The 13,050-nt window shown below is 68.2% G+C and carries 10 protein-coding genes; 3 read left to right on the top strand and 7 right to left on the bottom strand.

What is annotated here, in order from left to right; all coding sequences use genetic code 11:
- Positions 1-2: 2 nt before the first annotated feature.
- Together HNP55_RS07115 and HNP55_RS07110 are read left to right on the top strand one after the other, a co-directional pair.
- Complete coding sequence (locus HNP55_RS07115; protein ID WP_184297632.1) at positions 3-3,245, top strand: DUF6519 domain-containing protein; 3,243 nt, start codon at positions 3-5, stop codon at positions 3,243-3,245.
- Positions 3,246-3,257: 12 nt separating this feature from the next.
- Positions 3,258-3,743, top strand: a complete 486-nt coding sequence (locus tag HNP55_RS07110; protein WP_184297630.1) for a hypothetical protein — start codon at positions 3,258-3,260, stop codon at positions 3,741-3,743.
- On the opposite strand, the gene HNP55_RS07105 is transcribed toward HNP55_RS07110, so the two are convergent.
- Entirely contained in the window at positions 3,740-4,993 is a 1,254-nt protein-coding gene (locus HNP55_RS07105; RefSeq protein ID WP_409993734.1) for a glutamate-5-semialdehyde dehydrogenase, read from the bottom strand. The genes HNP55_RS07110 and HNP55_RS07105 overlap by 4 nt on opposite strands.
- 200 nt (positions 4,994-5,193) lie before the next feature.
- Between HNP55_RS07105 and HNP55_RS07100 the strand changes: the two genes are divergently transcribed.
- Positions 5,194-6,090 (top strand): GyrI-like domain-containing protein, encoded by an 897-nt coding sequence (locus tag HNP55_RS07100; RefSeq protein ID WP_184297626.1) that lies wholly within the window; start codon positions 5,194-5,196, stop codon positions 6,088-6,090.
- A gap of 114 nt (positions 6,091-6,204) precedes the next feature.
- On the opposite strand, the gene HNP55_RS07095 is transcribed toward HNP55_RS07100, so the two are convergent.
- From HNP55_RS07095 to HNP55_RS07070, 6 genes are read right to left on the bottom strand one after another with little or no spacing between them, the layout of a single operon-like run.
- Positions 6,205-6,765 carry a GNAT family N-acetyltransferase gene (locus HNP55_RS07095; RefSeq protein ID WP_184297624.1) on the bottom strand — a complete coding sequence of 187 codons (561 nt, stop codon included), beginning with the start codon at positions 6,763-6,765 and terminating at the stop codon, positions 6,205-6,207.
- A gap of 15 nt (positions 6,766-6,780) precedes the next feature.
- On the bottom strand, positions 6,781-7,512 hold the full coding sequence (locus HNP55_RS07090; RefSeq protein ID WP_184297883.1) for an SDR family NAD(P)-dependent oxidoreductase: 732 nt from the start codon (positions 7,510-7,512) through the stop codon (positions 6,781-6,783).
- Positions 7,513-7,528: 16 nt separating this feature from the next.
- The gene (locus HNP55_RS07085; protein ID WP_184297622.1) at positions 7,529-8,404 is read right to left on the bottom strand and encodes a GNAT family N-acetyltransferase; all 876 of its coding nucleotides are present in this window, start codon (positions 8,402-8,404) and stop codon (positions 7,529-7,531) included.
- A 16-nt stretch (positions 8,405-8,420) separates the two neighbouring features.
- Positions 8,421-9,104, bottom strand: coding sequence for a class I SAM-dependent methyltransferase (locus tag HNP55_RS07080; protein WP_184297620.1), 684 nt, complete (start codon positions 9,102-9,104; stop codon positions 8,421-8,423).
- A gap of 15 nt (positions 9,105-9,119) precedes the next feature.
- Positions 9,120-10,115, bottom strand: a complete 996-nt coding sequence (locus HNP55_RS07075) for an AEC family transporter (RefSeq protein WP_184297618.1) — start codon at positions 10,113-10,115, stop codon at positions 9,120-9,122.
- A 60-nt stretch (positions 10,116-10,175) separates the two neighbouring features.
- Positions 10,176-13,040: a M16 family metallopeptidase gene (locus HNP55_RS07070; protein WP_184297616.1), complete on the bottom strand. Its 2,865-nt coding sequence runs from the start codon at positions 13,038-13,040 to the stop codon at positions 10,176-10,178.
- Positions 13,041-13,050 lie beyond the last annotated feature (10 nt).

Here is a 13,050-nt window from a genome sequence, read left to right as displayed (position 1 = left end):
CCATGAGCACCGATCTCTCCCGCGTCCGCTTCGACCCGCTGCTGGACTTTGCCGGCCTCAACCTCAAGCAAGGCGCCGTGCTGCTGGACGGCGATGCCAACGAGCTGGTGGCCTTGCTGGACCGGCGCCTGCGCGCCCTGGCCAGCGACATCCTGGGCCCCGCCACCGTCTCCAGCACCACGCCCCTGGCCTTCAAGATCACGGCCGTGGCCGGCGGCCTGCAGATCGCCAAGGGCCGGCTTTATGTGGACGGCTTGCTGGCCGAGAACCATGGCGCGCCCTCCCTGCTGGCCGCCCAACGCCTGTTCGACCCATTGCTGGCCGAGCCCCAGTACGCCGACCCGCTCAGTTATGCAAACCAGCCCTACTGGCCCCGGCCCGCGCCCCTGCCCACGGCCGGGCGGCATCTGGTCTACCTGGATGTGTGGCAGCGCGAGCTGACGCATCTGCAGCGGCCGGAGCTGGTGGAAATCGCCCTGGGCGTGGAGACCAGCTCGCGCCAGCAAACCGTCTGGCAGGTGCGCGTCTTGCCCGAGGACGCCGGCGGCAGCACTTGCGCCACACCCGACGCCACGCTGCCCGGCTGGAGCGCGCTATCCGCCCCCTCCAGCGGACGCCTGAGCACCGGCAGCTACGAGGTGGCCCCGGCCGACAATCCCTGCGAGCTGCCCCCCACCGGCGGCTACCGCGGCCTGGAAAACCAGCTCTACCGCGTGGAGGTGCACGAGGCCGGCCAGCCGGGCACGGCCAGCTTCAAATGGTCACGCGAGAACGCCAGCGTGGGCTCGGGCGTGGCCAGCGTGGTGTCGGCCACGGTGCTGGAGCTGGACACGCTGGGCCGCGACGAGCTGCTGCGCTTCAACAGCGGCGACTGGGTGGAAATCACCGACGACTGGCGCGAGCTGGACCAGCGCCCCGGCGAGCTGCGCCGCATCACCGTGGACGACGCCACCCGCCGCCTCAGCTTCGCCCCCGCCCTGCCGGCCGACCTGCTGCCCCCCACCCTGCCCGACAGCACGCAGGCCCACGAGCGCCATCTGCGCGTGCGGCGCTGGGACCAGGCGGGCAAGGTCTTCCGTACCGACGCCAGCGGCGTGCCGGTGCAAGTGCATGACCTGGACGCCGCCACGGCCACGGGCGCTATTCCCGTGCCGGCCAGCGGCGTGCAGCTGATGTTGGAGCATGGCATCACCGTTGAATTCAGCGTGTCAGACCCCAGCGGGCGCGGCTTCAAAAGCGGGGATTACTGGGTGTTTGCCGCCCGCACGGCGGATGCCTCGGTCGAGATTCTGGACCGCGCCCCGCCGCGCGGCATCCACCACCATTACGCCCGCCTGGGGCTCTGGGATGTGGGCGCGGCCAGCGTGTCCGACTGCCGCCACCCCTGGCCGCCCGAGACCCAGGGCGGCGACTGCATGTGTACAGCCTGCGTCACGCCCGAGTCCCATGCCAGCGGCCGCCTGACCCTGCAAGCGGCGGTGGACCGGGTGATGAGCAGCGGCGGCACGGTCTGCCTGCACGAGGGCGACTACACGCTGAACGAGCCCGTTCGCATCGCCGGCGCCCGCTCGCTGCGCATCCACGGCCAGGGCCCCGCCAGCCGCCTCATCACGGCCGGCTCGGCCTTTGTGATCGAAGGCAGCGCCGCCATCGCCATCGAGGATTTGAGCCTGCTGTCGCTGGCGCGCGCGCCCGCCATCGCCGTGCGCACCGTGCTGGGCCTGCGCCTGCAGCGCCTGCTGCTGCTGGTGCTGGCCAATAGCGATTTCCGCGCCCCGGCGATTGCGCTCAGCGGCCTGGTGGCCGCCACCGAGATCAGCCACAACCTCATCCTCGCGCCCACCGGCATCCAGGCCTTGGAGCCCAATACCGAGGGCGCGCCCCGGGCCTTGATCAGCGCCGGCCTGCGCATCTGCGACAACCTGATGAGCTGCAGCACGGCCGGCCTGCGCCTGAGCGGTGCCGTCGCCCATTTGCTGGACAGCAGCATCAGCGGCAACCAGGTGCTGAACTGCCACGAGGTCGGCCTGGCCGCCGAGGGCCTGAGCGCCGCCGGCGCCAGCCTGCGCCTTTGCGATAACCACCTCAATGTGCATGGCAGCGGCATACGCTGCGCAACAGACGGCGCCTGGATCAGCCAAAACAAGCTGCGCGCCAGCCGCGACGGCGAGCGCGTGCTGGCCGGTGCAGGGATCGAGTTAGCCCTAGGCCTGGACAAAACCGGCAGCGACCAGGCCCAGGTGCTGGCCAACCAGATCAGCGGCTTTGCCGAGGCCGGCATCCTGATCACCGCGCCCGTCTCGGCCCTGCTGATCAAGCTCAATCTGATTGACCATTGCGGCAATGGCATCCTCATGCGCGAGGGCGCCAGCGCCCGCGCCCTGGTGATTGAGAACAACCAGATCAGCGCCATCGACGCCGTGGCCGGCGCCAGCGCCGACGACAAGGAGCGCATGCTGCTGGGCATAGGCTTGCAGCGCAGCGAGCAGGTCACGGTGGCCGGCAACAGCCTGCGCGCCATCGGCTTGCAAGCCGGCCAGGACAAGCAGCTGGTGGCCGGCATCTATGGCTTTGACGTGGCCCAGCCGCGCCTGCTGCACAACGTTGTCAGCGATGTGGGCCCGCAGGACGAGGCGGCCAGCGGCTTTGCCGGTGCTTTGATAGGCCTGGCCCTGCGCTCGCCCTATGAGCAGGCCGAGGTGCAAGGCAACCAGGTGGAGCGCGAACAGCAAAGCAGCGAGGCCGAGAGCCGGCTCGGCTGTGTAGCGCTCTTGCTGGGCGACCCGAGCTTGGGCGATAACGGCGGTTTCAATCTGATCGGCCGCCAGCGCGCCTTCAAGCTGGACGAGCGCCGCAGCCTAGTCATGGTGGGCGGCCGCGCCTTCATCCGCCAGGCGCGCAAGCTGGTGGGCGACGCCGCCCTGCTGGCCGGTGAGGGTGCACGCGCCTCGGTGCTGGGCAATGCGCTGAACGCGCGTGGCCGCACTTCGGCCGTATTGATAGCCGCTGCCGGCGAGCTGCTGTTCAGCGATAACCGCTGCGAGCTGCGCGCCAATAACAGCGCCGTCGTGGTGCTGCTGGACACGCCCGTGGCCCTGGTCAACGCCAACCGCGTGCGCGGCGGCGAGGTCTCCATCCGCGTGCCCGACGCCAAGGCCCAGGTCGCGGCCCTGGGCAATATCACCACCCGCAGCATCCAGGCGCCGCTCAAGCCCGAGATGCAGGTTCTCAATCTGATCGCTTAGAGGGTTCGCATCATGCGCTTCATCCAGCTCCACAAGGCCGCCGATCTGCAGGCGCTAACAAAGAAAATCAGCGGCAACGCCGCCACCCTGGCCCAGGCACAAAAGCTCAACCCCCACCTGGACCTGAACAAGCTCGCGCCCGGCAGCGTTCTCTTGCTGCCCGACAGCGCCGAGCTGGGCGATGGCAAAGCCCTGGCCACCGACAGCTGGGACGACTTCCAGGCCCGCGCCACCAGCAGCCTCAGCGCCCTGAATCAACGCGCCCGCAGCCAGGTCGAGACCCTGAAAACCGAACGCCAGGGCCTCACCACCTTGTTCAAGAGCGCCGCATTGAAACGCCTGCAGGACGCCGACCCGGCGCTGAAGAAACAGTTGGACGCAGCAGGCGAGCAAGCCAGCGCCGACCAAAAAGCCGCCGAGACGGCGGCGGCGCAGCTGGAGGAGATGCAGAAGTTATTGGGAGGGGAGTTGGGGAGATTGGGGAAGTTGTTGGCTTAGCGCCTAACTTCCCCCTGCCCCAGCACCACCCACTTCAAGGAAGTCAAACCCTCCAGCCCGACGGGGCCGCGAGCGTGGAGCTTGTCGGTGGAGATGCCGATCTCGGCGCCCAGGCCGTACTCGAAGCCGTCGGCAAAACGGGTGCTGGTGTTGACCATCACGCTGGCCGAATCGACCTCGCGCAAAAAGCGCATGGCGTTGGCGTGGTTGCTGCTCAGGATGGCATCGGTGTGGTGCGAGCCATAGCGGTTGATGTGCTCGATCGCCTCGTCCAGGCTGTCCACCACCTTGATGCTGAGGATCAGCGCCAGGTACTCCTCGCTCCAGTCGGCCTCGCTGGCGGCGCGGATCTTGGCGCCCTTGATCGGGCCCAGCAAGGCCAGCGTGCGCGGGCAGCCGCGCAGCTCCACCCCCTTGTCGGCCAGCAGGTGGCCGATGATGGGCAGGAAATCGGCCGCGCTCTCCACATGCACCAGCAAGGACTCGGTGGCATTGCAGGGGCTGACCTTTTGCGTCTTGGCATTGACGATGACCTTGAGCGCCAGGTCGAAGTCCACCTCGGCATCCACATAGCTGTGGCAGTTGCCGTCCAGATGTTTGATCACGGGCACCTTGGCCTCGGCGCTGATGCGCTCTATCAGGCTCTTGCCGCCGCGCGGGATGATCACGTCCACCGCTTCGGGCGCGGTGATCAGCAGGCCGACGGCGGCACGGTCGGTGGTCTTGATCAGTTGCACGGCCGTGGTCGGCAAACCCGCCTCGGCCAGGGCCGCCGAGACGATCTCGGCCAGGGCCAGATTGGAATGGATGGCCTCGGAGCCGCCGCGCAGAATGCAGGCATTGCCGCTCTTGATCGCCAGCGAAGCGGCCTCGATGGTCACATTGGGGCGGCTCTCGTAAATCATGCCGAACACGCCCAAGGGCACGCGCATCTGGCCGACCGAGATGCCGCTGGGCCGGCGCTTCAGGCCGCTGATTTCACCGACAGGGTCGGGCATGGCGGCGATCTGCTCGCAGCCCAGGGCCACGGTCTCGATGATCTCCGGCGTGAGCTTGAGCCGGTCCACCATTGGCGCGGCCAGACCGGCCTTTTTGGCCGCGGCCACATCCTTGGCATTGGCCTTGGCCAGGCCGCTGCCGGCCGAGCGCAGGCGCCGCGCCAGGGCCAGCAAGGCCCGGTTCTTGGGGTCGCTGGGGGCCGCGGCCATCAGGCCGGCGGCCCGACGGGCGGCCAGGCCCAGTTCCTTCATATAAACGCTCAGGTCCAGCTCGGGCTTGGCGGCGGCGGATTTGGCGGGGGCTTTGTTCTTGCTCATGCCCGGATTCTCGGCCATGCGCGGCCAAGCACGCTTAGCAAGTCAAGAACGGTCAGGTCAAATCACGCGTAGGCCGCTAAATTCAAGCCCCGATGAAGACCGATTCGCTGCCCCCGCCAAGCCCCGCACAAAGAATGCACAAGCGCATGCAGGCCGTGCTGAACCAGATCGACCGCCAACCCGAGGCGGCGCTGAATCTGCAAGAACTCAGCGCCCTGGCCGCCTGTTCGCCCTGCCACTTCCACCGCCAGTTCCGCGCCCTGCTAGGCATGCCGCTGGCGCGCTATGTGTTGATGAGCCGTTTGCAAAGAGCGGTGGCCTGGCTGCTGCACAGGCCCCAGCTCCCGGTGCTGGAGATTGCCCTGGCCTGCGGCTATGCCAGCCCGGAGAGCCTGGCCCGTGTCTTTCGCCGCGAACTGGGACTCACGCCCTCCGCCCTGCGCCGCAGCGCCCGCCAGCCCGACTGGCCCGCGCTCGCGCAGTTCCAGACCCTGACCGCAAGCTTCCACGCCATGATGAACAGCCTTTCAGCCCAGACCGCCGACTTCGACAGCCAAGTCCGCATCCTGCCCCAGCAGCCGGCCATCCCCATCGCCCTGCTGATGCACCAGGGCCCGCCCGCCAGCCTGCCGCAAAGCCTGCAGCGCTTTCGCGATTGGCGGCGCGAGAACGGGCTGCCGCCCAGCCGCAGCGCCACCTACAACATCCTCTTTGACGACCCCGAGCAGGTGGCGGCGCAGCTCTGGCGCCTGGGCCTGGGCGCTGGCCTGCCCGAGGGCCAGCACGGCGAATTGGCGGCCAACACCCAAGGCCTCGAAGCGTCTGAACTGCCCGCCGGCCGCTGGGCCTGCCTGGCCCATCAAGGCACGGACGCGGCCTTGTTCGAGCAGGTCTTGCGCCTCTACCGCGACTGGCTGCCCGCCAGCGGCGAGACCCTGCGCAACATCCCGCCCGTCATACGCCGCATCAGCATGGCGCCGGATGTGCCGAGCCAGCAGGCGCAGAGTGAAATTTGGCTGGCCTTGCGATGAGTCGTGCCAGCCCGAGGTTCGCCGTTCAGTGCGGAAGGAGCACAGGCATTGACTTCTGCGACACCCGTCAATTGAGCCCGTCCTACCCTTGGCAAGAAATAACAACGAAGCGGCTCAATCCCCCAAGCGCCGGCTCATCGCCACGTAATCCAACACCTGCCCATCGATCTTGAACATCGCCGGGATCAGCCCCGTCGGCTCAAAGCCGGCGCGCGCATACAGGCGCCGCGCCCTCTCGTTGCTGGCCAGCACCTGCAGATCAACCCATTCCAGCCCCGCCTCCTCCCGCGCCCAGCTCAGGGCATGGCTCAGCAAGGCCTGGCCCAGGCCGGCGCGCCGGCAAGCCTTGTCCACGCCCATGCCCAGCAGGCAGCGGTGCTCGGTATGCGGCTCGGCCCAAGCGCGCAGATCGATGTGGCCGGCGATCGCGCCTTGCGCACCCTCCTCCTCATCATCCACGACCACCCAGGCCCGCCGCCAACCCGGCCCCGGCAGCGGCTTCCCCAGCGCTTCACGAAAGGCCGCCATGCGCGGCGCCGAGAAAAAAGAGGCCTGGCGCGGCATGGGCTGGAAGTAGCCGGTGCCCGGGGCGCCGTTGTCCGACAAATGCCGATTGAGGTAAGTGGCGAAGCGATCAAAGTCAGCCTCGGCAAGGGCGTGGATTCGAAGATTCATGGTCTGCTGCTAACTTCAAAACTGCACATGCGCAACCGAACCGCCATCCGCATACCAGTTCGCCCCCGACACAAAGCTGGCGGCAGGGCAGGAAATAAAGGCCACCACACGGGCCACCTCTGCTGGGTCGGCCAGACGCTGCATGGGGTTGCGTTGCAAGACTTTGGCAAAGACTTCGGGTTCTTCACGCTGCACACGGTCCCTCAGGCCGCCCTCGAACAAGGTGTCACCCGGCGAAACCGTGTTGACCCTGACCTTGGGCAGGAGCCGGGCGGACAAGGACTTCATGTAATGAGCCATCGCCGCCTTGGCGGCGCCATAGGCGGCCGAAGTGGGCGCCGCCAGCGAGCCCGCCATGGACCCGATGTAGCTGATGGCCGCAGCGTCGGAGCGCAGCAGCTTTGGGATTGCCGCCTCCGCACAAGCTACCGTCGCCTGCACGTCGGTGCTCAGCGCCTCGCCCCAGTCCCCGGACAGCGCGCTGACATTGAGCACCAGCACATCGAGGCGTCCCAATTCGTCCAGCCACCGTCCAAAGGCCTGGATGTCCCGCACATCCAGCTTTCGGCCCGTCACTGCGCCAGGCAAGCCCTGGCAGGTTTGCAGTGCAGCCTGGATGCGAGCCTCATCACGACCACAGAAAGCGACCGCGCAAGACTCAGCGGCCAGCGCCTGAACAATGGCCAAGCCAATGCCGGCGGAGCCGCCGGTCACCAGAGCTTGTCGGCCTTGCAAATGCAGATCCATTCCTTCTCCTACGAAGTCAGCCGCCGGACAAATCTCGCAGCATCCACAGCTGATGCAAGCCCTGCCGCTCAAAACCCAGCTCACGCAAGGCCTCTCCGCCCAGGTCCGGCCGCTGCAGGGCCGGCACCAGCAGCTTGCGCGCTGGATAGCGAGCGGCCAGGGTTTGCAGCAGCACACGGGCGTCGCCTTGCGCCGGGCCGGAGGCGTCCAGCAGGCTGCTGATCTGCAGGCCGTGCTCCCCCTGCAGCGCAAACATCAGCTGGGCGCGGCCCCAGCGCCAGCTGTGCAAGGCGCTCTGCCGCAGGATGGGCGGCGAGACCTGCAGGGGCAGATCGCTTGGGGCTTGCTGCTGCAGCCAGGCCAGCGCCTGCTCCTGCCGGGCGATCTCCTGCACCGGGTGATCCAGGCCGCGGACGCGGCCGGGCTCGGCCTGGTAGCCATGCAACTCATGCCGGGCCACAAAGCCGCGGCTTTGATACAGGCGCAGGGCGCGCTGGTTCTGCGCAAACACCTCCAGCTCCACGGCGGCCTGGCCCTGGGCCTGCGCGCGGCGGATGAAGTCATCCAGCAAGGCCGGCGCGGCCCCGCTGCCGCGCGCGGCGGGCAGGGCACCCATGGTGGCCAGACGCCAGCGGCCCAATTCGACGCGCGGCGCCACCAGGGCAAAGGCCAGCACATCGACACTGACCTGCTCGCCAAGGCGCAGGGCCGCGCGGCTCAAGCCCAGGTCCACGCCCTGACGCTGCAAAAAAGCGGGCCAGAGCTCGGCCGTGGGCTTGAAAGGGCCGATCAGATAGTCGGCAAAGGCCGCGACAAAGGCTTGCCGCAAGGCCTCGGGCGGCAGGGCTGCGGCGCTCACAATCTTGCAGGGGGTCAGGTCTTGCGGATTCATCGTGTCGAGCTTGGTTTCAAGCCATCAGACGGGCTGCGGCCCAAAGCCTCTGCTCGCCCAGCCACTGCACGGGGCCAAAACCCTGCTCGGCCAACAAGGCCTCGATAGCGCCAGCCTCCAGGGCCTCGGCCGTGAAGCTCTGCGTCCAGCGCTCGCCAAAAGCCTGGTAGACCAGGGTGATGCTGAGCAAGTCGCCCTGGCGCCTGACGGCCTCGGCGCTGTACTTGACGCCATTCTTCTCAGCCAGGAAGCCGGTCTGCACCATGCGCAACCAGCTCGGGTCGTGCCGCTTCAGGTAGAACACCCCGGCGGGTGCCAGATGCCTTGCGGCACAGCGCACAAAGGCCGCCCTGACCGCTGCGTCTGGGTGATTGATCAAATGGCTGGGCAGCAGTACCACGTCGAAACGCTGCGGCGACAAGTCCATGGTTTCAATCGATGCCTGAACGCCGGTCACCGATGGCGGCAGATGGCTGAGCATGGCGGCGGAATCATCCACGCCCACCACGCGGTGCCCGGCTTCGGCCAGATGCGCGGCCAGCCGGCCGGTGCCGCAACCCAGCTCCAGGACGCTGGAATTCGCAGGCAGCAAGGCCATGATCTCGTCCAGCTCGCCCAGATAGGGTTGGCGACAATAGAACTCGACTGAGCAGCCGTCATTCGTTTGCTCACCCGGCCCGCTGCCTGCAAATTCACCCATTTGCCAAACCTCGAATCAGGGGTTGAAGTGATGCAGCAGCGCCAGCCACAGCGGTGCCGTCAGCATGAATAACAGGGTGGAAGCGACGATGGCGGCCGTCGTCTGACCCTCCAGGCAGCGGTAGCGCTGGGCAAAGATCAGGGCGTTGGAACCGGTGGGCAGGGCCGCCATCATCACGACCACGCCCAAGGGCATGCCGCTCAGGCCCAGGCCCCAGTGCGCAAAGCCCAGCACCAGGGCCGGCAGCAGGATCAGCTTGGCCAGCAACAGGCCCAGCACCGGCCGCAGGCTTTTGGGCCAGCCGTAGTAGGCCAGCGACATGCCGATCAGCGTCAGGCACAGAGGCACGACGGCCGTGCCCAGCATTTGCAAGACCTCGTCCAGCACGGCGGGCAGGCGCAGGCCCAGGGCGTTCCAGCCCAGGCCCGCCAACACCGGCAGCACGACGGGGTGAACCACGGTATTGCGCAGCGTGGTGGCCAGGATCTGGCCCAGGCTTTGTGCCTGATCGGCGGCGGCGCGCTCGCGCGCCAGGTCCAACTCCACCAGGGCGGTCAGCAGGGTCAGGATGCTGAGCGCATGCAGGCTGACCACGGTGATGTGGATGGCCAGGCCGGCCTCGCCGAACACGGCGGCCGCCATCGGCACGCCCACTTGCAAGGTGTTGCCGAACACGGCCGTGATGGCCTGCACGCTGGGCGCGGCGGCGCCGGCCCGGCCTGCGCCCCGCCAACGCTGCAGGGCGTAGACGGCCAGCATCAAGCCCAGCACGGGGCCGAAGAAGGCTGCCAGCGTCAGCCAGGGCAGCGTGGCGAAGTCCACCCGCGCGGTGGTGCGGAACAGCAGGGCCGGCACAAAGATGTAGAAAGCCGCGGCCGACAGCACCCGCGCGGGGTCGCCCCCGCTGCCACCGGCCGTGGCGTCGCCCAACCAGCGCATGCGGCCCACAAACCAGCCTATGGCCACCGCGATGAAGATGGCCAGCAGCTTGTAGAAAACGGTCTCGCTCATGCGCTCAGTGTGCCGCCAAACCGGCCCCGGCCAAGCCGGGGCCGGGGCCGGGCCACAGGATCAGGGCTTGATCAGTCGGCCCTCGGCGTCACGCAGTTCCAAGGGCTTGCGGCCAAAAGCCTGCAGCTGGGGCAGGATCTTGGCCTTGTCGCCCACGGCCACGACGATCAGGCCCTCGGCATCCACATGGGTCTTGGCGGCCTGCAGAACGCTGGCGGGCGTGACCGCGGCAAAGCGGGCCGGCAGCTGGGCGACATAGTCCTCGCCAAAACCGCGCGACCAGAAGCCGGCGAAGCTGGCGGCCACGACGTGGTTGGTGGCCAGCAGGCCGGGCAGGGTCAGCAGCTGGGCATTGCGGGCGCGTTCCACCTCGGCGGGCTGCAGGCCCTGGGCGCGCACGGCGGCAATCTCGGCAAACATATCCTTCAGCGCCGCGCCCGTCACATCGGTGCGCACGCTGCCGCGGATGGCGAAGTCACCGACCTGCCGCCCCATCTGGTAGTTGGAGTAGATGCCATAGGTATAGCCCTTGACCTCACGCAGCTGATGGTTGATGCGCGAGGTGAAGGCGCCGCCCAGGGCGCTATTCATCACCTGGATGGCCGCCGCCTGCGGATCCTTGGCCAGCGGGCCGGCGGAGACCACGGCCAGGGCGGTCTGCGGCGCGCCCGGCTTGTCGACCACGATCACGCGGGCCGCGCCGGGCTTGGCCTGTGGAATGGCCGGCGCTTGCACCTGCGCCGCCGCGGCCGGCTTCCAGGCGCCGAACAGGCTTTCGGCCAGCTCGCGCGCCTCGGCCTCGCTGACGTCGCCGGCGATCACCAAAGCCGCTTGCTCGGGGCGGTATTGCTGCTGCCAGAACTGGCGCAGGGCGGCGGCATCGGTGGCTTGGATCGCCGCCTCATTGCCCAGGGCGCTGAAGGCCAGCGGGTGGCCCTCGCCATAAATCGCCTGGTTGGCGATGACGGCGGCCACCGCCGCGGGCTGCTCGCGCTGCTGGGCCAGGGCGGCCAGGCGGGCGGCCTTTTTGCGCTGCAACTCCTCTTCGCTAAAGGCCGGATGCTGGGCCACATCGGCCAGCAGGGCCAGGCCTTGCCTGAAATTGGACTTGAGGCTGCTCAGCTCGATGCGCGAATCCTCCAGGCTGGCGGCACTGCTCAGCTGGGCCCCGAGGTTGGCGATCTGGTCGGCCAGCTGCTGGGCGCTGCGCGTTTGCGTACCTTCCTGCAGCATGCTGGCGGTGAAGCCGGCCAGGCCGGGCTGGCCGGCCGGGTTGTTCAGCTGGCCGGCGCGCACGATCAGGCTGGCGCTGACCAGGGGCAGGCCGGGCTTGGGCACATGGACCAGGGTCAGGCCATTGCTCAGCGCGATGCGCTTGCCGCTGGGCAGGCTCAGGGCCAGGGCCTTGCCGGCCTTGGGCTGCTTGTTGCGCCAGGGCTCATTGGGGTTGAGCTGGGCGCGCTCGGCGGCGCTGAGCGCGGGCGCCTTGCCCGTGGGCATGGGCGGGGTCGGCACCTCGGCGGCCAGCACCTTGTCGCCCGGCGTGGCCTGCACGACGACGCGCTTTTGCTTGCCCAGATACTTGATCACCGCGGCGCGCACCGACTCGGGGGTGACCGCGCGGTAGCGGGCCAGGTCCTGGCCGACAAAGCCGGGGTCGCCGGCCATCTGGTTGTAGTGGTTCATCAGATCGGCCAGGGTGCCGACCTTTTCCATGCGTGAGAGCAGATTGGTCTCGATGGCGGCCAGGGCGCGCTGCAACTCCTCATTCGACGGCGGCGTCTGCACCAGCTCGGCCAGCTGGGCGTCGACCAGGGCCTCGATCTCGTCCAGTGATTTGCCGGGCCGCGCCACCACCTCCACCCCGAACACCGAACCCAGGGCCAGCGACTCCTGCGCCACCTGCACCGTCTGCGCCAGCTGGGTTTCGTAGACTAACTTCTTGTGCAAGCGGCTGGCCTTGCCGCCGCCCAGGATGTAGCCGGCCACGTCCAGATCGGCATCGCCGGGCTGGAAGATGGCGGGCGTGTGCCAGGCCAGGTTCAGGCGCGAGAGCTCGATGCGGTCGCTCACCTTGACGCGCTTCTCCGCCGTGATCAGGGGCTGGGCCGCCTGGGCGGGCGGCACCGGCCCGCCGGCCTTGAGCGTGCCGAAATACTTTTGCAGCAGCTGCTTGGCCTCGGCCGGCTTGAAGTCGCCGGCCAGCACCAGGGTGGCGTTATTGGGGCGGTAATAGGTGCGCGAGAAGGCCTTCACATCCTCCAGCTTGATGCTCTGGATGTCGGCATGCGAGCCGATCACGGTGGCGCGGTAGGGGTGGCCCTCAGGGAACAAGGCCTGGTAGACGGCCTCCTCGACGATGCCGTAAGGCCGGTTCTCGACGGACTGGCGGCGCTCGTTGCGCACCACGTCCTGCTGGTTGGCCAGGGCCACGGCATCGACCTTGTCGATCATGTAACCCAGCATATCGGACTTGATCCACAGGCCCAGCTCCAGCTGATTGCTGGGCAGGGTGAAGAAGTAGTTGGTGCGGTCGAAGTTGGTCGAGCCATTGGCATCGGTGCCGCCGGCGGCCTCGACGATTTTGTCGGCCTCGCCGCGCGGGATGTGCTTGGTGCCGGCGAACAGCAGATGCTCGAACAGATGGGCAAAACCGGTCTGGCCCTTGGCCTCGTTCTGCGGCCCGGCATGCACCCATAGATTGAAGGCCACCAGGGGCAGGCGGTGGTCTTCCACCAGGATCACCTCGAAGCCATTGGCCAGGCGGATCTTCTCGAACTTGACGGCCAGGCGGCCCTCGGCGGACACCACGGCGCCACTGGCCGCCGCGGGCGCGGAGGCCGCCAGGGCGGGGCTCAGCAGGCCGGCACAGGCGGCGCCGATGGCCGTGAGGCTTGCAATTCGGACAAGACGCTTGGAACTCATGATGGGGATA

This window comes from Roseateles oligotrophus, from assembly GCF_014204525.1.
Lineage (GTDB): Bacteria > Pseudomonadota > Gammaproteobacteria > Burkholderiales > Burkholderiaceae_C > Paucibacter_A > Paucibacter_A oligotrophus_A.
The sequence above is the reverse complement of the archived record's forward strand: the minus strand, read 5'-3'. Positions and strand labels throughout refer to the sequence as shown.